At 61.0% G+C, this 21094-nt stretch carries 21 protein-coding genes; 14 read left to right on the top strand and 7 right to left on the bottom strand.

Going from position 1 to position 21094, the window contains the following annotated elements; translation table 11 throughout:
* Positions 1-227 precede the first annotated feature (227 nt).
* From trxB to infA, 4 genes are all read left to right on the top strand, one after another.
* Positions 228-1172, top strand: coding sequence for a thioredoxin-disulfide reductase (trxB, locus tag MU846_RS01055; RefSeq protein ID WP_246947375.1), 945 nt, complete (start codon positions 228-230; stop codon positions 1170-1172).
* Positions 1173-1186: 14 nt separating this feature from the next.
* A complete protein-coding gene (gene aat / locus MU846_RS01050) occupies positions 1187-1963 on the top strand; it encodes a leucyl/phenylalanyl-tRNA--protein transferase (protein ID WP_246947374.1) in 777 nt (258 codons plus the stop codon).
* Between the two features lie 58 nt (positions 1964-2021).
* Positions 2022-2738, top strand: a complete 717-nt coding sequence (locus MU846_RS01045) for an arginyltransferase (RefSeq protein WP_246947373.1) — start codon at positions 2022-2024, stop codon at positions 2736-2738.
* Positions 2739-2849: 111 nt separating this feature from the next.
* Positions 2850-3068, top strand: a complete 219-nt coding sequence (infA, locus tag MU846_RS01040) for a translation initiation factor IF-1 (RefSeq protein WP_246947371.1) — start codon at positions 2850-2852, stop codon at positions 3066-3068.
* 279 nt (positions 3069-3347) lie between these two features.
* Here the strand turns inward: infA and clpA are convergent, their stop codons facing one another.
* Together clpA and clpS are read right to left on the bottom strand one after the other, a co-directional pair.
* Complete coding sequence (gene clpA, locus MU846_RS01035) at positions 3348-5621, bottom strand: ATP-dependent Clp protease ATP-binding subunit ClpA (RefSeq protein ID WP_246947369.1); 2274 nt, start codon at positions 5619-5621, stop codon at positions 3348-3350.
* Between the two features lie 126 nt (positions 5622-5747).
* Positions 5748-6107: an ATP-dependent Clp protease adapter ClpS gene (gene clpS / locus MU846_RS01030; RefSeq protein ID WP_246947367.1), complete on the bottom strand. Its 360-nt coding sequence runs from the start codon at positions 6105-6107 to the stop codon at positions 5748-5750.
* Between the two features lie 330 nt (positions 6108-6437).
* Here clpS and cspD point away from each other — a divergent pair, with 330 nt between their 5' ends.
* Positions 6438-6725, top strand: a complete 288-nt coding sequence (gene cspD / locus MU846_RS01025; RefSeq protein ID WP_306799174.1) for a cold shock domain-containing protein CspD — start codon at positions 6438-6440, stop codon at positions 6723-6725.
* Positions 6726-6727: 2 nt separating this feature from the next.
* Here cspD and icd read toward each other — a convergent pair whose 3' ends face one another.
* Positions 6728-7987: an NADP-dependent isocitrate dehydrogenase gene (icd, locus tag MU846_RS01020; RefSeq protein ID WP_246947365.1), complete on the bottom strand. Its 1260-nt coding sequence runs from the start codon at positions 7985-7987 to the stop codon at positions 6728-6730.
* A gap of 86 nt (positions 7988-8073) precedes the next feature.
* Here icd and MU846_RS01015 point away from each other — a divergent pair, with 86 nt between their 5' ends.
* The 8 genes from MU846_RS01015 (at position 8074) to MU846_RS00980 (ending at position 15030) form a co-directional block, all read left to right on the top strand.
* On the top strand, positions 8074-8958 hold the full coding sequence (locus MU846_RS01015) for a pseudouridine synthase (protein WP_371738452.1): 885 nt from the start codon (positions 8074-8076) through the stop codon (positions 8956-8958).
* 208 nt (positions 8959-9166) lie between these two features.
* Positions 9167-9634, top strand: coding sequence for an NUDIX hydrolase (locus MU846_RS01010; protein ID WP_246947363.1), 468 nt, complete (start codon positions 9167-9169; stop codon positions 9632-9634).
* 80 nt (positions 9635-9714) lie between these two features.
* Entirely contained in the window at positions 9715-10824 is a 1110-nt protein-coding gene (gene mnmA / locus MU846_RS01005; RefSeq protein ID WP_306799173.1) for a tRNA 2-thiouridine(34) synthase MnmA, read from the top strand.
* On the top strand, positions 10821-11468 hold the full coding sequence (hflD, locus tag MU846_RS01000) for a high frequency lysogenization protein HflD (protein WP_246947361.1): 648 nt from the start codon (positions 10821-10823) through the stop codon (positions 11466-11468). The genes mnmA and hflD overlap by 4 nt, the downstream gene beginning before the upstream one ends.
* A 96-nt stretch (positions 11469-11564) precedes the next feature.
* Complete coding sequence (purB, locus tag MU846_RS00995; protein WP_246947360.1) at positions 11565-12932, top strand: adenylosuccinate lyase; 1368 nt, start codon at positions 11565-11567, stop codon at positions 12930-12932.
* A 1-nt stretch (position 12933) separates the two neighbouring features.
* Positions 12934-14079, top strand: coding sequence for a JmjC domain-containing protein (locus MU846_RS00990; RefSeq protein ID WP_246947359.1), 1146 nt, complete (start codon positions 12934-12936; stop codon positions 14077-14079).
* Between the two features lie 7 nt (positions 14080-14086).
* A complete protein-coding gene (locus MU846_RS00985; RefSeq protein WP_246947358.1) occupies positions 14087-14512 on the top strand; it encodes a GNAT family N-acetyltransferase in 426 nt (141 codons plus the stop codon).
* Positions 14513-14517: 5 nt separating this feature from the next.
* A complete protein-coding gene (locus tag MU846_RS00980) occupies positions 14518-15030 on the top strand; it encodes a DUF7931 domain-containing protein (protein WP_246947356.1) in 513 nt (170 codons plus the stop codon).
* Here MU846_RS00980 and trmB read toward each other — a convergent pair.
* Complete coding sequence (gene trmB, locus MU846_RS00975) at positions 14972-15709, bottom strand: tRNA (guanine(46)-N(7))-methyltransferase TrmB (RefSeq protein ID WP_246947354.1); 738 nt, start codon at positions 15707-15709, stop codon at positions 14972-14974. The two genes, MU846_RS00980 and trmB, sit on opposite strands and share 59 nt — an antisense overlap.
* Positions 15710-15853: 144 nt before the next feature.
* On the opposite strand from trmB, the gene MU846_RS00970 reads away from it, so the two are divergent.
* Positions 15854-16624 (top strand): secretin N-terminal domain-containing protein, encoded by a 771-nt coding sequence (locus tag MU846_RS00970; protein WP_246947352.1) that lies wholly within the window; start codon positions 15854-15856, stop codon positions 16622-16624.
* Positions 16625-16999: 375 nt separating this feature from the next.
* Here the strand turns inward: MU846_RS00970 and MU846_RS00965 are convergent, their stop codons facing one another.
* The 3 genes from MU846_RS00965 to MU846_RS00955 form a co-directional block, all read right to left on the bottom strand.
* On the bottom strand, positions 17000-19171 hold the full coding sequence (locus MU846_RS00965; protein WP_246947350.1) for a malate synthase G: 2172 nt from the start codon (positions 19169-19171) through the stop codon (positions 17000-17002).
* A 144-nt stretch (positions 19172-19315) separates the two neighbouring features.
* A complete protein-coding gene (ttcA, locus tag MU846_RS00960; protein ID WP_246947349.1) occupies positions 19316-20182 on the bottom strand; it encodes a tRNA 2-thiocytidine(32) synthetase TtcA in 867 nt (288 codons plus the stop codon).
* A 30-nt stretch (positions 20183-20212) separates the two neighbouring features.
* Entirely contained in the window at positions 20213-21016 is an 804-nt protein-coding gene (locus MU846_RS00955; protein ID WP_246947346.1) for an SDR family oxidoreductase, read from the bottom strand.
* Between the last annotated feature and the right edge of the window lie 78 nt (positions 21017-21094).

The raw sequence follows: 21094 nt of genomic DNA, 5'->3' as shown, positions 1-21094 counted from the left end.
CCGCGACGGTGCTCGCCAGCCGACTGCATTTATTCTCGACAGCGCCTGGTTGCCCGCAGTTATCACACTGGCTGCGCATATCGCCCGAAAAACCGCCCGCTTCTACGACGAAGTGATTTAGTGTAGCGTGCTGGCCCCTTGAAGTATTCGCCAACACCCCCATTTTTTGGTCACTTTACGCTTTTTTCACTGATGTTACGTGGCATCAGGACGCCCAGGAGAACGACATGAGCACAGCCCAACACCACCGCCTGATCATCCTTGGCTCCGGCCCTGCGGGCTACACTGCCGCAGTGTACGCCGCGCGCGCCAATCTGGAGCCCGTGGTGATCACCGGCATCCAGCCCGGCGGCCAGCTCACCACGACGACCGAGGTAGATAACTGGCCGGGGGATGTGGAGGGGCTGCAAGGGCCTGATCTGATGGTGCGGATGCAGCAGCACGCCGAGCGCTTCAACACACGCCTGGTTTACGATCACATCAATGAAGCCGATCTGAGCAAGCGGCCCTTCACCCTCAAGGGTGACAGCGGCACCTATACCTGCGACGCGCTCATTATCGCCACCGGCGCCTCGGCAAAGTATCTCGGCCTGCCCTCCGAGCAAACCTTCATGGGCAAGGGCGTATCAGCCTGCGCAACCTGTGACGGCTTCTTCTACCGTGGCCAGAAAGTGGCCGTAGTCGGCGGCGGCAACACAGCCGTGGAAGAGGCGCTGTATCTCTCCAACATTGCCAGCCATGTTTATCTGGTGCACCGCCGCGACACCTTGCGGGCGGAGAAGATCCTGCAGGACAAATTGCTGGCCAAGGAAAACATCACACCCCTGTGGCACCACACGCTGGACGAAGTGCTGGGGGACGACACTGGCGTGACGGGCGCACGCTTGCGCGCCACCAGCGACGATGGCGCCACGCAGGATCTGGATGTTCAGGGTGTTTTCATTGCCATCGGTCACCAGCCCAACACACAGATATTCGAAGGCCAGCTGGACATGACGGATGGTTATATCCGCATCAACAGCGGCCTTGCCGGCAATGCCACTGCAACCAGCGTGCCCGGCGTGTTTGCCGCCGGTGATGTGGCCGACAATGTTTACCGGCAGGCGGTTACCTCCGCAGGCGCCGGTTGCATGGCCGCGCTGGATGCGGAAAAGTTTCTGGACAATCAATAACCGCAGCGCGCCCCGTGCGTGATGATAGCGGCGCCCTGCCCTGGTTGATGCCGGGGGCGCCGTTCCCCGATACCAGCACAGCGCTGGACGACCCCGACGGTCTGCTCGCGGTGGGCGCTGATCTGCGCCCGGCTACTCTGCTGCGGGCATACCGCGCCGGCATCTTTCCCTGGTACGGCGATGGCCAGCCAATCCTGTGGTGGAGCCCCGACCCCCGCCTGGTGCTCCGCCCTTCCCGGTTTCATTGCAGCCGCTCGTTGCGCAAGCTGCTGCGGCAGGGGCGGTTCGAATTCTCCTTCGATCATGCCTTCAGCCGTGTGATCCACGCCTGCGCCAGTGTGCCTCGTCACGGGCAGCACGGCACCTGGATCACTGATGACATGCTGGTGGCCTATCAACAGCTACATGAGCTGGGCTACGCCCACAGCCTTGAGGTGTGGCAGGACGGCGAACTGGCTGGCGGCTTCTATGGCATCAATCTGGGCGCGATGTTTTTTGGCGAGTCGATGTTCAGCCTGCGGCCCAATGCCTCCAAAGCAGCGCTGGCAATGTTCTGCCTGTTGCAGCCTGCGCATGGCGTCACCCTGATCGATTGCCAGATGGAAACCCCGCACCTGCTGTCACTGGGTGCCGACGTGTGGCCGCGTTCGGAGTTCGAGCAGGCGTTGCGCGAGCGCGTCGAGGCACCGTCGCGTTGGCAATGGCCGCATGAGGTAGCGCCTCTTGCGGAATATCGGCGACGTTATAGACTGGAGTCATCACCGTTGGGACAGTTTCTTTTCTCGTCCTGATGATGGTTTTCTGCCACCAGATGGTGCGCAGCCGATTGACACATTCTTGCCAGCCGCTATGAGCAACCTAGCCACACTGCGCTTTTTCAGCACGCCGGCCCATGCTTGCAGTTATCTTGAGGAGCATCAGGCAACCACGCTGTTTGTCGACCCCAAGGCGAGCATCACGCCGAAGCTGTACGAAGAGCTGACCCGCATCGGGTTTCGGCGCAGTGGTGATTACCTCTATCGGCCTCATTGTGACAGCTGCCAGGCGTGCATCCCGGCACGCGTGCGCGTAGAGGATTTTCAACCGCGCCGGAGCCAGCGGCGCGTTCTGAACCGCAACGCCGATATTCAGGTGGAGATGATCCGGCCGGTGTTCACCAACGAGCTGTATCAGCTTTACAGCCGCTATATTGAGCTCCGGCACGGCGATGGCGACATGTTCCCGCCGACACAGGAACAGTTTGCCAGCTTTTTGATGTCGAGCTGGAGCGACACCCGCTTCTGTTGCTTTCGCGATGCCGATGGCCGCTTGCTGGCGGTGGCCGTGGTGGATGTGCTGGCCGACGGCTTGTCTGCCGTCTACACCTTTTACGATCCGGCACGTACGGAGCTGGCTTTGGGCACCCTCGCCGTCCTGTGGCAGATCGAATATTGCCGGCAGCAGGGGTTGCCTTATGTCTATCTCGGTTACTGGATACAGCGCTGCCGCAAGATGCGCTACAAGGAGGATTTCCAGCCACTGGAACTATTGCTGGACGAGCGCTGGCAGGCCCTCCCGGAACGCTGAACCGGCGCGGCGCCCCGCAAAGGCTTTGCAGCTCCCGCCGGTTTGCGGCACAATTGCGCCTTCCTTGAAGTACGTAATTCCCGGATTTTATTGATTGCATGGCGAAATTGCATGGCCAAAGAAGAGCAGATTGAACTCGAAGGCGTGGTGGTCGACACCCTGCCCAACACTATGTTCCGTGTCCGTCTGGACAACGGGCATGAAATCATTGCCCATATCTCGGGCAAGATGCGCAAGCACTATATCCGCATCCTGACAGGCGACCGGGTCAAGGTGGAGATGTCTCCCTATGACCTGAGCAAAGGCCGTATTACTTTCCGCATGAAGTAATCATTGCCGCTCGCGGCTCCGGCCGCGGGCCAACACTCTCCTCCGCCTCGACTGGCCGCCCGACATTCACGGTGATCGGCTCTGACGCGCTTTTCGTTTTTTACACGCACCTGAACAACGGAATGCTGGCGGAGCAGCGTGCTCATGGAATGCTCCTTAACTCATGGAGTCCTGGCTCAAAAGTACGAATTCACCCATAAAGGCGCCTCGGAAATAGGTGATGAACAAAAAACCCCGGATTCACATCCGGGGTTTTGATGGTGTTACCCAGGCCTCTCATCACGCGCCGGTGGCAGCGGCAGCCTCCGTTTCTTCCGCCTCCAGGTGCAGTGTGTTGTCACGCACCGTCACCTGCACCCGACCGCCCTGCTCTGCCAGCTCGCCGAACAACAGTTTTTCTGCCAGCGGCTTCTTCAGCTGATCCTGGATCAGCCTGGCCATCGGGCGGGCGCCCATGTCCCGGTCGTACCCGTGCTCGGCCAGCCAGGCGCGCGCCGCGTCATCCACTTGCAAGGTCACGCCGCGCTCGTCCAGCTGCGCCTGTAGCTCCGTGAGGAACTTGTCCACCACACCGAGAATGGTGTGCGGATCAAGCGGACCGAACTGGATAATGGCATCCAGCCGGTTGCGGAATTCCGGCGTGAACATTTTCTTCAGCGCCTCCATGCCGTCCGTGGCGTGATCCTGGCGGGTAAAGCCGATCGAGGCGCGATTAAGCAGCTCCGCGCCGGCGTTGGTGGTCATGATCAGAATCACGTTACGGAAATCCGCCTTGCGGCCGTTGTTGTCCGTCAGTGTGGCGTGATCCATCACCTGCAACAGCAGGTTGAAGACTTCCGGGTGCGCCTTTTCGATTTCATCCAGCAACAGCACACAGTGCGGCGTCTTGGTGATCGCTTCGGTCAGCAAGCCGCCCTGATCGAAACCAACATAGCCGGGCGGTGCGCCGATCAGCCGGCTTACGGTGTGCCGCTCCATGTACTCCGACATATCGAAGCGCACCAGTTCCACGCCCAAGGCGCGGGCCAGCTGACGGCTGACTTCGGTTTTGCCAACCCCCGTTGGCCCGGCAAACATGAAGCTGCCCACCGGCTTGTCGGCGGCCTTGAGGCCCGCACGGGAGAGTTTGATCGCGGCTGAAAGCGCTTCGATCGCCTGATCCTGACCAAACACTGTCATCTTCAGATCGCGTTCGAGATTGCGCAGCAGCTCCTTGTCAGATTGCGACACAGATTTTGGCGGGATGCGTGCAATTTTCGCCACCATGGCCTCCACATCGGCCACATCGATAATGGTGCTGCGCTCGCCCTCCGGTCGCAAGCGCTGCCACGCGCCGACCTCGTCGATGACATCAATTGCCTTGTCGGGCAGGTGACGGTCGTTGATATAGCGTGCGGAGAGCTCTGCCGCGCTGCGCAGGGCTTCGTCCGTGTATTCCACGCTATGGTGTGCCTCGAAGCGCTTTTTCAGGCCGCGCAGAATCCCGACCGTCTCATCAACCGATGGCTCCACCACATCAATCTTCTGAAAGCGCCGTGACAGCGCCCGATCCTTTTCAAAAATACCGCGGTACTCCTGAAACGTGGTCGAGCCCATGCACTTGATCTCGCCGGACGCCAGCACCGGCTTGAGCAGGTTCGAGGCATCCATGACGCCACCCGAGGCCGCACCAGCGCCGATGATGGTGTGAATCTCGTCGATGAACAAAATCGCCGTCGGCTGTTTTTTCAGCTCACCCAACAGCGCCTTGAAGCGTTTTTCAAAATCGCCGCGATATTTGGTGCCGGCGAGCAACGCACCCATGTCGAGCGAATAAACCACCGATTCCGCGAGCGGCTCCGGCACCCGGCCTTCCACGATCATCCAGGCCAGCCCTTCGGCGATGGCCGTCTTGCCGACGCCAGGTTCGCCCACGAGCAGCGGGTTGTTTTTCCGGCGCCGGCACAAAATCTGGGCGGCCCGTTCGATCTCGAAGGCGCGGCCCACCAGCGGATCAATCCGATCCTGACGCGCCAGCTCGTTGAGATTGGTGGTGTACTGCTCCAGCGCACTGCCGGCGCCTGCTTCCGCTCCGTCTTCGGAGGCTTCCTGCGGGCGCTCTGTTTCTTCGCCTTCGTGAATACGAGAAATACCGTGGCTGATGAAATTCACCACATCGACACGGTTGATATTCTGCGCGCGCAGCAGATAAACCGCCTGGCTTTCCTGTTCGCTGAAAATGGCGACCAGCACATTGGCGCCTGTCACTTCGCGCTTGCCGGACGATTGCACATGAAACACAGCGCGCTGCAACACGCGCTGAAAGCCGAGTGTCGGCTGGGTATCACGCTCTGGATCGTCCTCGGGAATCAGTGGCGTGGTGTCATCGATGAAGCGATCAAGCGCCTCGCGCAACTCCACCAGATCTGCTCCGCAGGATTCGAGCACTTCGACAGCAGCCTGGTTATCCAGCAATGCCAGCAATAAATGCTCCACCGTCATGAATTCATGGCGGTGTGTGCGGGCATGGCGGAACGCTTCGTTCAGGGTCAGTTCCAGTTCTCTGCTGAGCATGGCTCACCTCACTTGGCTGCGTGTGATGCGTCCGCTTTCCGGTCAAGGCAGGATAACAAGGTTGTGCCCCGTAACCCCCTCACCGGGCGGCAGTCTGCCACCCCACGTACATTGGACCTTTTCAGTTCAGGCCCGTTCCACCAGACACATCAAAGGATGCTGGTGCTCACGGGCATAGTCCACCACCTGAGCGGCCTTGGTTTCTGCGACATCGCGGCTGAATACGCCGCAAACCGCCTTGCCCTCGGTGTGAACAGTCAGCATGACACGCGTCGCTTTTTCGCGGTCCATGGCAAAAAAGACTTCCAACACCTCTACCACAAAATCCATCGGCGTGTAGTCGTCATTCAGCATGACCACTTTATACATCGATGGGCGTTTCAGTTTCGGGCGAGCTTCTTCCACCGCCAGGTCGCCCTGCCGATCCGGGTCTTCCGGTGATCCATCCGGTGGTGAGCCTGCCTGTCGGATAACGTGCCAGTTCATGCTGCTCTCAATTTGTTTGTATACCTGCAATGCGTCACAGGCAATGGAGATATGGTGAATCATGAAGGCTTTTTCAATCCCTGCCAGAATCAACCCTGAATTACCGCACTGCTACAGCGATATCGCCATGCCACCTTGGAATCAGGCAAGAGGACGCTTTTGTGCGCCCCTGGCGCCATCTTCGCACTGCGGCCCTTGACAGTCTGCCGGGGTTGATTAAAAGTTGTACGGCATCGTGCGATGTGCCTGAGTGTCATTCTAACCCAGGCGGCGCGAGCCTGAATCATAACAACAAACAATTCAGCCATCGGAGAGGCAGAGGGAAGCACCATGGCTACCGGAAAGGTCAAATGGTTCAATAATGCCAAAGGGTATGGCTTCATCCGCCCTGATGCCGGCGGTGAAGATCTGTTCGTGCATTATTCCTACATTCAGATGGATGGTTACCGCAGTCTCAAGGCGGGCCAACCAGTGGAATATGAATTGCAACAGGCCAACAAGGGCTACCATGCCGTCAACCTGCGCCCTGCAGGCGGGAGTGTTGCACCGGAAACCCCGGCAGAGCATGCGGCTTCCAGCGCGGCGGCTCGTACCACCGCGCCAGTTACCGAACACTAGCGTCAGTCCATGTGCTTGACGATAGCGTCGCCGAACTCGGAGCATTTCAGCAAGGTTGCGTCAGGCATCAGGCGCTCGAAGTCGTAAGTAACCGTTTTCGCAGCGATGGCGCCTTCCACGCCCTGGATGATGAGGTCTGCCGCTTCGTTCCAGCCCATGTGACGGAGCATCATTTCAGCGGACAGTATCAGTGAGCCAGGGTTTACCTTGTCCTGACCGGCGTATTTCGGCGCCGTACCGTGGGTAGCCTCGAACAGCGCAACAGAGCCGCCGATGTTGGCGCCCGGTGCGATACCGATACCGCCCACTTCCGCTGCCAGGGCATCGGAAATGTAGTCACCGTTGAGGTTCAGCGTCGCGATGACGCTGTATTCAGCCGGGCGCATCAGAATCTGTTGCAGGAAGGCATCGGCAATCACGTCCTTGATGATGATTTCGCGGCCAGTGCGCGGGTTTTTCATCTTCAGCCAGGGGCCGCCATCCAGCAGCTCCGCACCGAAGCGCTCGCGGGCCAGTTCATAGCCCCAGTCCTTGAACGCGCCTTCGGTGAACTTCATGATGTTACCCTTGTGAACCAGGGTCACAGAGTCTTTGTCGTTGTCGATCGCGTACTGGATCGCCTTGCGCACCAGACGTTGCGTGCCCTCGCGGGACACCGGTTTGATACCGATGCCGCAGCCTTCCGGGAAGCGGATCTGGGTGACACCCATTTCTTCACGCAGGAACCGGATCAGCCGGGTGGCTTCCGGGCTGTCTGCCGCCCACTCGATCCCGGCGTAGATGTCTTCCGAGTTTTCACGGAAAATCACCATATCCGTCAGCTCCGGGTGTGTCACCGGGCTGGGCACACCGGGGAACCAGCGTACCGGGCGCATACAGGTGTAAAGATCGAGCTCCTGACGCAGTGCGACGTTCAGGGAACGAATGCCGCCGCCCACCGGGGTGGTCAGCGGGCCCTTGATGCCGACGGTGAACTCCCGCATGGCCTCGAGGGTTTCTTCGGGCAGCCACACATCCGGCCCGTAGACTCGAGTGGCTTTTTCGCCAGCGTAAATCTCCATCCAGGTGATGGCGCGTTTGGTGCCGTAAGCTTTTTCTACTGCTGCATTGACCACGTCGATCATGACCGGCGTGATGTCCACACCAATACCGTCGCCCTCGATATAAGGAATGACAGGATGGTTGGGGACATTAAGGGATAGGTCCGCATTAACGGTGATTTTGTCGCCGTCTGCCGGAACCACGATCTTTTGGTATCCCATTTAACTACTCCCTCTGGAAAAATCGTACTATTTTCTTGGGTGGCGCGATTATAGCATCAGCGCGGCATAGTTTCCTGATCTTTTCAATGGCCGTCGTAACAAAAGGCTTTGCCTATCCCTCACCTGCACGCACATGCACGCGCATCGACAGGGGAAATGGCAACCCGATTGGCCGCAGCGGGGCTTATATGGCACGACTGATCCTTCTTAACAAGCCATTCAGGGTGTTGTCGCAATTTACCGACAGCAGCGGGCGCGCCACCCTGGCCGATCATGTGCCGGTGCCGGGCGTCTACCCGGCCGGCAGGCTCGACTGGGATTCCGAGGGGTTATTACTGCTCACCGACGACGGCCCTCTGCAAGCCCGTATCAGTTCGCCACGGTTCCGACTGCCGAAAACCTATCTGGTGCAAGTCGAGGGAATTCCCACGGAGGCGCGGCTGCAACAACTGCGCCGGGGTGTGGCACTCAAGGACGGCCTCACCCGCCCGGCAGAAGCTGAGCTCATCCCAGCGCCAGCGCTCTGGCCCCGCCATCCACCGGTGCGCGAGCGCAAGACCGTTGCTGATTGCTGGCTGAAGCTGGTGATCAGTGAGGGCCGCAACCGCCAGGTGCGCCGAATGACGGCCGCCATCGGCCACCCCACCCTGCGGCTGGTGCGCTGGCAGATAGGTGACTGGACCCTGGCTGGCCTCGCCCCCGGCGAATACCGTGAAATAGTCGTTGCGCAAGAGGAAATCCCCCACCGCGAGAGCCACCCCGGCGCCAGGCCGCCCGGCGGCAGTCGCAATGGCCGCGATAGCAGAGGTAGCAGGGACAGCCAGGATAAAGCGAGGCGCGGCAAGGCAACGCATCACGCACCGGCAACATCGGCACAGGCCAGCGCCGGGCCGGGGCGGCGGGCGCGCGATGCCGGAGCAAAGCGCGACGCCTTGCCACCGGGAGCGCGCCGGCCCAAGCGGGCGCGATAGTTGCGTCAGGTGCGGCGCCCCATCTTCAATGCTTTCATCAGCGCTGCGCTCGCCAGCACGCCGGCAAACAGCGTATTTTCGTCTGGCGGTGCAGCGGACAACCCCGCCAGCGACGGCCCTCTGCGGCGTCAAGCTGTTGAAAAACAGGGGCCTGATGTACCATGCCCGGCGGTTACGGCACTGCTATAGAGGAGGCGCACGAGCCCAGATGAACAGTTTTCAGCCACATATTACGGTGGCCACCATTGTCGAGCGGGATGGCCGCTTCCTGGTAGTTCGCGAACTTGCGGATGGCATGCAGGTTCTGAATCAGCCCGCTGGGCACGCCGAGGAAGGCGAGCGCCTGGTGCAAGCTGCGTTTCGGGAAACGCTGGAAGAAACCGCCTGGCAAGTCGACGTGACGGGCCTGCTGGGGATGTATGTTTATCAGCCCGGCCATGGGGCCGGCGTCTACCATCGCTACTGCTTTATTGCCGAAGCGATCAAACATGATCCGGGCCAGAAACTGGATACCGGGATCGAAGAGGCGCTGTGGCTGACACCTGACGAGCTGCGCGAACGCCTCGAAGAGCACCGCAGTCCGCTGGTGATGCGCTGTGTGGACGATTATCTGAGCGGGCGGCGCCTGCCCCTGGATGTGATCTACGAGCACCCCTGGCCATTGCAAAGAGGCTAGGCCGCCCCCATTTCCTGCACCGCCGCCCCGAAAGCGCGGCCTGAATTGTCTGCCAGCTGACGTTACGCAAAGTGAGGCCCATGACGCACCCGCTGAACAAGCCGCCCGAGGAGACGCGCATCATCGTCGGAATGTCCGGCGGTGTTGATTCATCCGTGGCAGCCTGGCGCCTGCTACAAGCGGGCTACCGCGTCGAGGGCCTGTTCATGAAGAACTGGAACGAGGACGACGGCACCGAATACTGTACCGCACGCGAGGATCTGCTGGATGCCATGCAGGTTGCCGGTGTGCTGGGGATCGAGCTGCATACGGCCAACTTTGCCACGGAATACTGGGATCGCGTGTTCGAGCACTTTCTTGCCGAATACGGCGCTGGTCGTACGCCGAACCCGGATATCCTGTGCAACAAGGAAGTGAAATTCCGTGCTTTTCTGGATCATGCGCTGACGCTGGGTGCCGATGGCATCGCCACCGGCCACTACGCGCAGGTGGATCATTCCAGCGCGCCGGCACGGCTGCTGCGTGCGCATGACAGCAACAAGGATCAGACCTACTTTTTGCATGCCGTGAGCGGTGAGCAATTCAATCGTACCCTCTTCCCGCTTGGCGATCTGGCCAAGCCCGAGGTGCGTCGCATCGCCGCCGAGTGCGGCTTCGACAATCACAAGAAGAAGGATTCCACCGGCATCTGTTTTATCGGTGAACGCCGTTTTCGCGATTTCCTGCAACGCTATCTACCGGCGCAGCCGGGCATGATCGAAGACGATCACGGCCATATCATCGGCGAACATACCGGCTTGATGTACTACACTCTCGGCCAGCGTCAGGGGCTAGGCATCGGCGGTCGGGCCGATGCAACGGAATCGCCCTGGTATGTGGCCGGCAAGGATCTTGCGCGCAACGTGCTGATTGCCGTGCAAGGCCATGACCACCCTCTTCTGCTCAGCCGTGCGCTGGAGACGGGGCCAGCGCACTGGATCGCTGGCACTGCCCCGCCCGCACCCCGTCGACTGACGGCCAAGACACGTTACCGGCAGCCAGATCAGCCATGCCTGGTTACGCCGACAGCAGATGGGCGCTTGCAGGTAGAGTTCGAGACCCCGCAGCGTGCGGTTACCCCAGGCCAGTCCGTGGTGTTTTACGATGGTGCCTGCTGCCTCGGCGGCGCTGTCATAGAGAGAACAATATGAGCATTTCCGACGCCGATCGACATCAGGCGCTTGCGCTGGCTGCGGTGTTTCAGGCCGCCATGCTCGCTGACGGCATCGCCAGCACCGGCCGCTACCCGGAAGATCAGGCCCGTGTGCTGCTGGAGGGCGCCATGAACCTGGCACCCGCTTCCTATGCCGAGGTGTTTCCATCTGTCGCCTCGTTGCGGCCCGGCCTGACGATGCTGCGCGATGCACTGAGCGGCAGGCAGGACAAGACGCCAGGCAACGCGCGAGCGCTGGGCTACGCACTGGCGCTAGTGCATCTGTCCGGGCGGTTGCGCCGCGACAGCAGCCTGATGAGCGTACTGCGCAACCGTCTGGAAGCACTGGACGCCCAGCGCGGCCATTTCAGCGATCTGGCCAGCAGCGAGTTTTGCCATCGCCTGGCAGCGGTCTATGTGGACACGCTGGGCACCTTGAAATTTCGTATCAAGGTGCAGGGCGAGCCGGTGCATCTTCGCAACGAAGATAACGCAGCGCGCATTCGGGCGCTGTTCCTGGCGGGTGTGCGGGCGGCCTTTCTGTGGCATCAGGCCGGCGGTCGCCGCTGGCACCTGCTGTTGCGTCGCAAACAACTCGCGGCGGCGCTCGATTCAATTATAAAACAAGATCTTACAAGCTAGACTTCGAGCAACTTATCGTTACTTAACAGCGCCGACTTCAGCGCCCGAATCATGTATCATGCGCGCCTGATTTCGCCCTGATGTGCAGGAGATGCCATGCCCACCCTCGATACGCTGACCGCCATTTCTCCGGTCGACGGCCGCTATGCCAGCAAGTGTGATGCCTTGCGCCTGATTACCAGCGAATACGGCCTGATCCGCTACCGTGTGATGGTCGAGATACGCTGGCTGGAAACACTGGTGAAGACCCGTGAGATCCCCGAGGTGCCGCTGATCAGCGCCGATGCTGCCTACCTGCTGCGCCAGGTCACCAACAAGTTCGACATGACGGCGGCCGCACGCGTCAAGGAAATCGAGCGCACCACCAATCATGACGTCAAAGCCGTCGAGTATTACATCAAGGAACGTCTTGCCGAAGTGCCGGAGCTGGTGGCCATCAGCGAGTTCGTGCATTTCGCCTGCACCTCGGAAGACATCAATAATCTCGCCTACAGCCTGATGCTCACCAATGCGCGTGAAGAGCTGCTGCCGGTGATGGATCGCCTGATCGAGCAGCTGCGCCGCACCGCGCACCAGTATGCCGACCAGCCGCAGCTGTCACGCACGCACGGCCAGACTGCCTCGCCGACTACACTGGGCAAGGAGCTGGCCAACGTCGTTGCACGCCTGCAACGCCAGCGCGAACAGTTCGCTGCGGTGCAATTGATGGGCAAGGCAAACGGCGCCGTCGGCAACTACAACGCGCACCTGGCCGCCTACCCGGACGTAGACTGGCCGGCACTTGCCAAGGCGTTTGTAGAAGGACTGGATCTCACCTTCAACCCTTACACCACACAGATCGAGCCACACGACTGCATCGCCGAATATTTCCACGCACTGATGCGCTTCAATACCATTTTGCTGGATCTCAACCGGGATATCTGGGGCTATATCTCGCTGGGCTATTTCAAGCAACGCCCGGTGGAAGGTGAGGTAGGCTCCTCCACCATGCCGCATAAAGTGAACCCGATCGATTTCGAGAACTCCGAGGGCAACCTCGGTCTTGCCAACGCGATCATGGACCATCTGGCGGGCAAGTTGCCGATCTCCCGCTGGCAGCGAGATCTCACCGATTCCACCGTACTGCGCAATGTGGGCGTCGGCCTGAGCCACAGCCTGATCGCCTATGAAGCCACCTTGAAAGGCCTGGGCAAACTGGAAGTGAACCGTGCCCGCCTGCAAGAAGATCTCGATAACGCCTGGGAAGTGCTGGCCGAGCCGATCCAGACGGTGATGCGCCGCTATGGTATTGAGCAGCCCTATGAAAAGCTGAAGGCACTGACCCGCGGCAAGGCCATCACGCAGGAGACGCTGGCAGAATTCATCGACGGGCTGGCCATACCCGACGACGCCAAAGAGCGTCTGAAAGCGATGACACCCGCCAGCTATATCGGCAATGCACCGAGCCAAGCGCGGGATATCTGATATGACAGACCTGCCGCACTTCACCCTGCCTTTGCCGGCGGAAGCGTTTCTGCGCGACTACTGGCAGCAAAAGCCACTATTGGCGCGGGGTGCGGCCGGCGGGCTCACCCGGCCGGATCCTGACACGCTGGCCGGGCTGGCGCTGGAAGAATGTGTGGAATCGCGCATTATCGAAGGCGCCGGCAGCGGCCCCTGGTCTGTGCGCCATGGCCCGTTCTCGGAAGCCGACTTCCAAGCCCTGCCCGAGCAGGACTGGACGCTGCTGGTGCAATCGGTCGATCACTGCCTCACGGACGTATCGCTGCTGCTGGACAGCTTCACCTTTCTGCCCGGCTGGCGGCTGGAAGATGTGATGATCAGCTACGCCGTGCGCGGCGGCAGCGTCGGCCCGCACTTTGATCAGTATGATGTCTTTCTGATCCAGGCCAGCGGCCAGCGTCGCTGGAAAATCGGCCCGCACTGCGATGAGCAAACCGCCCTTCAGCCGCACGACAGCCTGAAGCTGCTGGCGGACATGCCGGTGCTCGAAGAGCATCTGCTCGGGCCGGGCGATGTGCTCTACATCCCGCCTGGCGTCGCGCACTACGGCGTGGCCGAAGACGACGATTGCGTAACCTGGTCGGTCGGCTTTCGAGCGCCTCATCTGGGCGAGGTGCTGGCACGCATCACCGACGAAGCGCTGGCAGACATGCCGGAGCAATTGTTTCAAGACATCGGGCGCACTGTGACCTCCGAGCCGGGCCGCCTGGATGAAACCGATGCGAAAAGGCTTTGTGAACAGGCGCTTGCGTTAATTACCTCGAAAGCAACTCAACAAGCGATCGGTCAATTGCTGAGCGAGCCGCGTGTGTCGGCGCTTGATTTTGAAGTGGATAGCGGGCACATTCGCGGCGCTGCACCACATGCAAGCCTGGTGCGGCATGGCAGCACGCGCCTGGTGATGGATGCCACGGGGCTGTGGATCAACGGCGAGCACTGGCCGTTATCCCTTGAAACAATGCCGCTGGGCACTTATCTGGCCAGCCGGCGTCTCTACAGTGCTGCTACGTTGCACCCTCTTCTCGACACCAATGGACGGGCATTACTTCATGAATGGATTGAACAGGGCTATTTCGTCGCACTCCGTGAGCCCTTTGACGGCCAGTGAGGCAGCTATGGCATTTACCGTGATCAAAACCACCTGGGATGAGGATGAAGCCGCACTGCGCGCCATCCGTGAGCGTGTCTTCATTCGCGAACAGCGTGTGCCCGAAGCGCTTGAATGGGACGACCAGGATGCGGTATCCGTGCACTTTCTCGCCAAAGACGGCCACGGTGAAGCCATTGGCTGCATCCGCCTGCTGCCCAGCGGGCAGATGAGCCGGCTGTCCGTGCTCAGCGAGCACCGCAATCAAGGCATTGGCAAGGCGCTGCTGATCGCCGCAGAAGAAGAGGCCCGCGCTCAGGGGCGGGACGAAATCTTCCTGCACGCACAGACCCACGCCACCAGCTTTTATGAGGCCGCCGGATTTTCTGTCACCGGAGGGATCTTTCTGGAAGCGGATATCCCCCACCGGCAGATGTTCAAAGCGCTGAGCTGAGCCCCATGGCGCTGCTGCCGGAAAGTTGGCCGCAAGCCGGCGACATGCAGCGCCACCCGCTGGACAACCTGCCGGAATTTGTCGCGGCGAGCCGCCTGACGATTGCCTCTGCCCGCCGCGAGCTGGTGATCCAGGCGCCTGATCTTGATCCTGCCGTGTTGAGCGATGCCGGTATTTGTGCAGCCCTGCAAGCGTTTCTGCTGCAAAGCCGCCACGCCCGGATACGGCTCTTGCTCAATAGCGCCGACAATACCCACGGCAGCCACCGCTTCATCACCCTCGCTCGCCGCCTGCCCAGCTATGTGCAGCTGCTGCGAGCGCAGCCGGAGGATCAGGCGCCGGCCTGCTGGCTGCTGGCCGATCAACGCACCCTGGTCTGGCGGCCACAGTTTCGCCGGTACACCGCTGGCTACGCCTGTGCGGATGCGGCACTGCCGGCACGCACCCTGCTGCGTGATTTCAACGAGCGCTGGGAGCGGGGTCAGCCTGAGCCGCAGTTGCGTCAGCTTCATCTATAAAAATAGCGTTTGTGGTAACCGCCACCAGTTCCACCAGTCGATGGCCGCTGGCCAGATATTTCTGTTCGAAATCCGTGATCGGCTCGATGTTGCCCGGCAACGGCCGAATGACACTTTGCACCCCGGCTATCGCCAGCGCCTGGTGCATTTCCTGCAAATAGAGCGCCCAATTGCTACGCAAGCGCAATTCGCCACCCAATGACAGCAACACGGGAAATGCCGGGTGGCCGTGCCAGCGCCGGCGCAGGTGAGCGCTTTTCGGCCAGGGGTTGGGGTAACACAGCCAGTGTGCCTGCAACCGCCAGCCTGCCGCCGCCATCAGACGCCAGAAGCCCGCCGCCTCGGCGCGCAACAACAGCAAATTTGGCGGCAGCGGTGCAAACCTCGCACTGCCCCGGCGCAGCCGGTCGGCCGACTGATCCAGGCCGATCACCAGTGCGTCGGTGTGCTGCCCGGCCAGCCAGATGCTGGAGCGCCCGGTGCCGCAGCCGCTGTCCAGGATCAACGGACGCGCACTGCCCTGTTCAGCCCGCCACCGGGCGGCCTGCTGAAACGCCTGTTGTGTATGCGCAGCCACAGGCGCCTGCCACTGCGTCAACAGATGACGGCTCACCACCTCGGCCAGATTCGGGTGCGGCCCGTCCTGATTGGTCACCACTTCGGGGCTGTTTCCGAACACGATATGTTCTCCATGGATGAACGGCCGGCATGATAACGGATATGCTTGCCGGATGACCTCTTTGCCAGGCTTGCACTTGCTGTCTCCGGCGCGCCGTTTCAGGCAAGTCGCCATGAATAGCCTTTGATGCACAAGGAGAATCACATGCCGCTGTTGCGCTGTCTGCGCCGACCGATGCTGGCGCTACTGCTGCTTTGCCTGGCCGGGGCCGCCAGTGCGCAATTGCGCACCTATGTGCTCGATACGCTCAATGGCGACAGTGTGGCTCAGGTGCTGCGCCCGCTGCTGCCGGAAGGCGGCACCGTGGTGCCCTATCAGGGCCGGCTGGTGGTGCGCACCACACCGGAAAATTATGCAGAAATCGTGGCGTTGCTGGCCGAGATCGACACTCCGCCACGCAGCCTGCGCATCAGCCTGCGGCGCAGCGAAGACAGCCAGCGGCAGCAAAGCGGCATCCAGAGCAGTGGCTCGGTGCATTACCCCGGTGGGCTGCAAGGTAATGTGCGGATCATTGGCGAGCACGACAGCCGCAGCAGCAACCAGCATTACAGCATCACCACGCTGGATGGCCATGACGCCTTCATCGACCGGGGCAGCCTGATCGCGATTACCGGCGGCTGGCTTGCCAACACCACGCTGCTGCCGTTGCTCCAGGGCCTTGAAGTCACGCCCCGGCGCCAGCCGGACGGTGATATCCGCGTACAAGTGCGCCAACGGCACGATGCCCGGCAGGCCGACGGCGAGATTAGCGTCCAGCGCACCAGCACCACGCTGATTGTTCCCCCCGGCCAGTGGCGCAGCCTGGGCTATCTCGGCGGCGATGAATCGCAACAGCAGCGCACACTGGGCAATCACAGCGATACGCGGCAGCAGAGCAGCATACCGATACAGATTCGTGTCGATGTGCTGGACTGACGCACGCCAGTCGGCCCAGTCGGCATGGGTCCTCCGGCTCTGATAACTTGCTATCCCGACAAGTTGACGCACAGATATATCGACGCACTGATGGCTTGATGCACCGGCGCTGGCGCGAGACGTGTTGCGGCCGGGCTCGACAGGTTACGGATGCAGGGCCACCGTCGCAGCAGGCGCAGGCTCTACCTGATCGACTACCGCCTGTTCAAAAGCCGGGTGTCGCCACGTTGTGTTCGTTTAACTCGTTGACTCATCTCTTCTTCCTCCCGAAACCGCATGAGAGGTACCAGCTCTATTCAGGACGGCATCACCAAAAAAGCCCCCTGCGGGATCACCGCAGGGGGCTTCTTGACGGAGCAATGATGCCCGACGGGATCAGCAGCCGTACTTGGCTTTTGCCTCCAGGCGACGGCGGTGCAGAACCGGCTCGGTATAACCGTTCGGCTGCGCCCGGCCTTCGAACACCAGTTCACAGGCCGCCTCGAAGGCCACGTTGCCTTCAAAATCCGGCGCCATGTTGCGGTACAGCGGGTCGCCGGCGTTCTGCTCGTCGACCACTTTTGCCATCCGCTGCATGGATTCCATCACCTGCTCTTCGGTGCAGATGCCGTGATAGAGCCAGTTGGCGATATGCTGGCTGGAAATCCGTAGCGTGGCGCGGTCTTCCATGAGCCCGATGCTGTTGATGTCCGGCACTTTCGAGCAGCCGACGCCCTGATCGATCCAGCGCACCACATAGCCGAGGATGCCCTGGCAGTTGTTGTCCAGCTCGGCGCGGATTTCGTCTTCCGACCAGTTGGTGTCAGTGGCCAGCGGAATGGTCAGGATGTCATCCAGTGAAGCCCGCTCGCGGCTGGCCAGCTGCTCCTGGATTTCCGCCACGTTGACCTGATGGTAATGGATGGCGTGCAGGGTCGCTGCGGTTGGCGAGGGCACCCAGGCACAGTTTGCACCGGCCTTCGGATGGGCGATCTTGGTGTCCATCATGCCTTTCATTTCATCCGGCATGGCCCACATACCCTTGCCGATCTGTGCCCGGCCCTTGAGCCCGGCAGCCAGGCCGATATCCACGTTCCAGTTTTCGTAGGCGCCGATCCAGGGCTGCGCACGCATGTCTGCCTTGCGCACCATCGGGCCTGCTTCCATGGAAGTATGGATTTCGTCGCCAGTACGGTCGAGGAAGCCGGTGTTGATGAAAATCACCCGCTCCTTTGCCTGCCGAATGCACTCTTTCAGATTCACCGTGGTGCGGCGCTCTTCATCCATGATGCCCATCTTGAGCGTATTGCGCGGCAGGCCCAGCGCCTTTTCCACGCGCTCGAACAACTCCACGGCGAACGCCGCTTCTTCCGGGCCGTGCATTTTCGGCTTGACGATATATACGGAGCCTGCACGGCTGTTGCGCGCGCCGGCGTCTTTCTTCAGATCGTGCATGGCGGCCAGGGAGGTCACCATGCCGTCGAGAATGCCTTCCGGTACTTCCTCGCCGTTGAACAGCACTGCGTTGTTGGTCATCAGGTGGCCAACGTTGCGCACCAGCAGCATCGAGCGGCCCGGCAGCACCAGTGTGCTGCCATCGGCAGCGGTGTACTCACGATCGGGGTTGAGCGCACGAGTCATGGTGCGGCCACCCTTTTCGAAAGATTCCTTCAGGTCGCCTTTCATCAGGCCGGTCCAGTTGCGGTATGCCAGCACCTTGTCCTCGGCATCCACTGCGGCGACAGAATCTTCGCAATCCTGGATCGCGGTGATCGCGGATTCCATCAGCAGATCTTTCACGTGCGCCTTGTCTTCCGCGCCGATCGGATGGCTGGCATCGATCTGGATTTCCACGTGCAGGTTGTTGCGGCGCAGCAGCAGACCTTCCGGCGCACCGGCATCACCACGGAAGCCGACGAACTGGGCCGGGTCTTTCAGTGCCACTTCGCCGCCGGCAGTTTTCACCACCAGCTGGCCATCGCGCACGAGGTAGCCGGTGGCGTCCTTGTGCGAGCCGGACGCCAGCGGCGCTGCTTCATCCAGGAAGTTGCGTGCGTACTCGATTACCTTGGCGCCACGCTTGGGGTTGTAGGCACCACCACGCTCCGCGCCACCGTCATCCGCAATGACATCGCTGCCGTACAGCGCATCGTAGAGACTGCCCCACCGTGCGTTGGCTGCGTTCAGTGCGTAGCGGGCATTCATCACCGGCACCACCAGCTGCGGGCCGGCAATGGTGGCGATTTCCGGGTCCACATTTTCCGTGGTGATCTGGAAATCCTCACCCTCGGGCAACAGATAACCGATCTCGCCGAGGAAGCGCTTGTACTCGGCCTGGTCAAACGGCTGGCCCTTGCGCTCCTTGTGCCAGGCGTCGATGCGAGCCTGGATGTCGTCACGCTTGGCCAGCAGCGCCTTGTTCTTCGGCGCCAGGTCGGCAAGGATCTGCTCAAGCTCTGCCCAGAAGTGCTCCGGGTCCACACCGGTCCCAGGGATGATCTCGTTGACGACCAGGTCGTGGAGCGCGGTGGCGATCTCCAGTGAGCCCTTCTTGATGCGATCGGTCATAATGTGGCTACCCTTTCGGTCAATGAAGCGAAACAATAAACAGCCCGCCGACAATGCGGGTGCGGGGGAGCGGCGATTCTAGCCAAAACCGGCAGGTAATTCATTGTCCGCTCCGACTGTCAGGTCAGCGCCCGCCCGGCGAACTCACGAAAACAGATTGACGACCTCAAGCCGATGCGTCTGCACCGGCCCTGCCCTGCTGAAACCTTCCTCTAGCCCGGCAAAATCAAACAGGCGGCCATCGGCCAGCTGTGACGGCGCGATATTCTGCGTGGCGGCGAAAATGCTCTCGATGCGCCCTGGAAACTGGCGATCCCATTGTTGCAACATCGCTTTAACCGCTTGCCGTTGCAGGTTTTCCTGCGAGCCGCAGAGATTGCAGGGAATGATCGGGAACCGCCGGTATTCAGCGTACCGCGCAATGTCCTTTTCGCGGCAGTAGGCCAGCGGCCGGATCACCATATTGCGACCATCATCGCTGCGCAGCTTCGGCGGCATGGCTTTCATCTTGCCGTTGTAAAACATGTTCAGAAACAGCGTTTCCACCAGATCATCACGATGGTGGCCCAGGGCGATCTTGGTGGCGCCGATCTCCTCGGCAAAGCCATAGAGATTACCCCGTCGCAGGCGCGAGCACAGCGCACAGGTGGTTTTACCCTCCGGCGTTTTCTCACGCACGATCGAATAGGTATCCCGTTCCAGAATATGGTAGGCCACGCCTTCCTGTTCCAGATACTCCGGCAGCACATGCTCGGGAAAGCCCGGCTGTTTCTGATCCAGATTGACCGCCACCAGCTCGAATTTCACCGGCGCGGCCAGTTGCAGCGAGCGCAGCATATCCAGCAAGGTGTAGGAATCCTTGCCGCCGGACAGGCACACCATCACCTTGTCGCCGTCCTGGATCATGTTGTAATCAGCAATGGCGCGGCCGGTTTCGCGCCGCAATCGTTTTTGCAGCTTGTTGAAATCGGTGCGTTCCCGGGGCAATAGCGGGTTGTCTTCGGTGGCCATGGGCAATCTGCAATATCGGGCAAAAAAGGATCAGGTCACACGCACGCGGCGGATCACCTGGCGATAAAGCGACGGGAACCACCGCTTGAGGTAGATTCCGGCTGTTTCGCGGCCGCCAATGATAACCTGCTCGCGGCCTCGCTGCACGGCACGGATGATACGCTGCGCGCACTGCTCGGGCGCCATGCCCTGCTGCTGGTAGTCATCCATCTGGCCGTGCTGGCCGCCGTCGGCGGTAATGGCGTTGACGGACACCTCGGTGCGAATAAAACCGGGCATCACCATCAGCAGGCGCAAGCCGTGCTCGTGCTCCTCGGCGCGCAGCGCTTCGAACCAGCCATGCAGCGCATGCTTGCTGGCGCAGTAGGCGGAGCGTAGCGGCGTCGGCAGCTCGCCCACCAGGCTGGAAATCACCACAAGCTGGCCACCGCCTGCGGCACGAAACGTCGGCAGCAGCAGCTTGGTCAGCGTGATGGCACCAAAGAAATTCACCTCCATCACCCGCCTGTCCACGGCCAGGGCCGTATCCCGCACGTGCGAGCGTTGGCTGATGCCGCCATTGTTGACAAGAATATCCACCTTGCCGCAGGTGCCGAGCACCTCCTCGACGATGCCGGGCAAGCTATCGGAATCGGTCAGATCCAGCGGCGCTATCATGTGCCGCTCAGGCTCGGCCAGCATGGCTTTGACGCGCTCGAGCTGCTCGCGCCTGCGGGCGGAGAGCACTACGGTTGCGCCCTGCTGGCTGAAAGCGATTGCCAGCGCCTCGCCGATGCCGCTCGACGCGCCGGTGATCCACACTACCTTGCCGGAAAATGCCTGCCTGCCACTCATCGCCAAACTCTCCTGAAAGCTGCAATGGCACACTTTGGCTGCCCGGACAGGCGAGCGCAAGCGGCCAGGGCAGACGCA

Origin of the sequence: Alcanivorax quisquiliarum, from assembly GCF_023051175.1 — a bacterium.
GTDB classification, from domain to species: Bacteria; Pseudomonadota; Gammaproteobacteria; order Pseudomonadales; family Alcanivoracaceae; genus Isoalcanivorax; species Isoalcanivorax quisquiliarum.
This window is presented reverse-complemented; position numbering and strand designations above follow the sequence as displayed.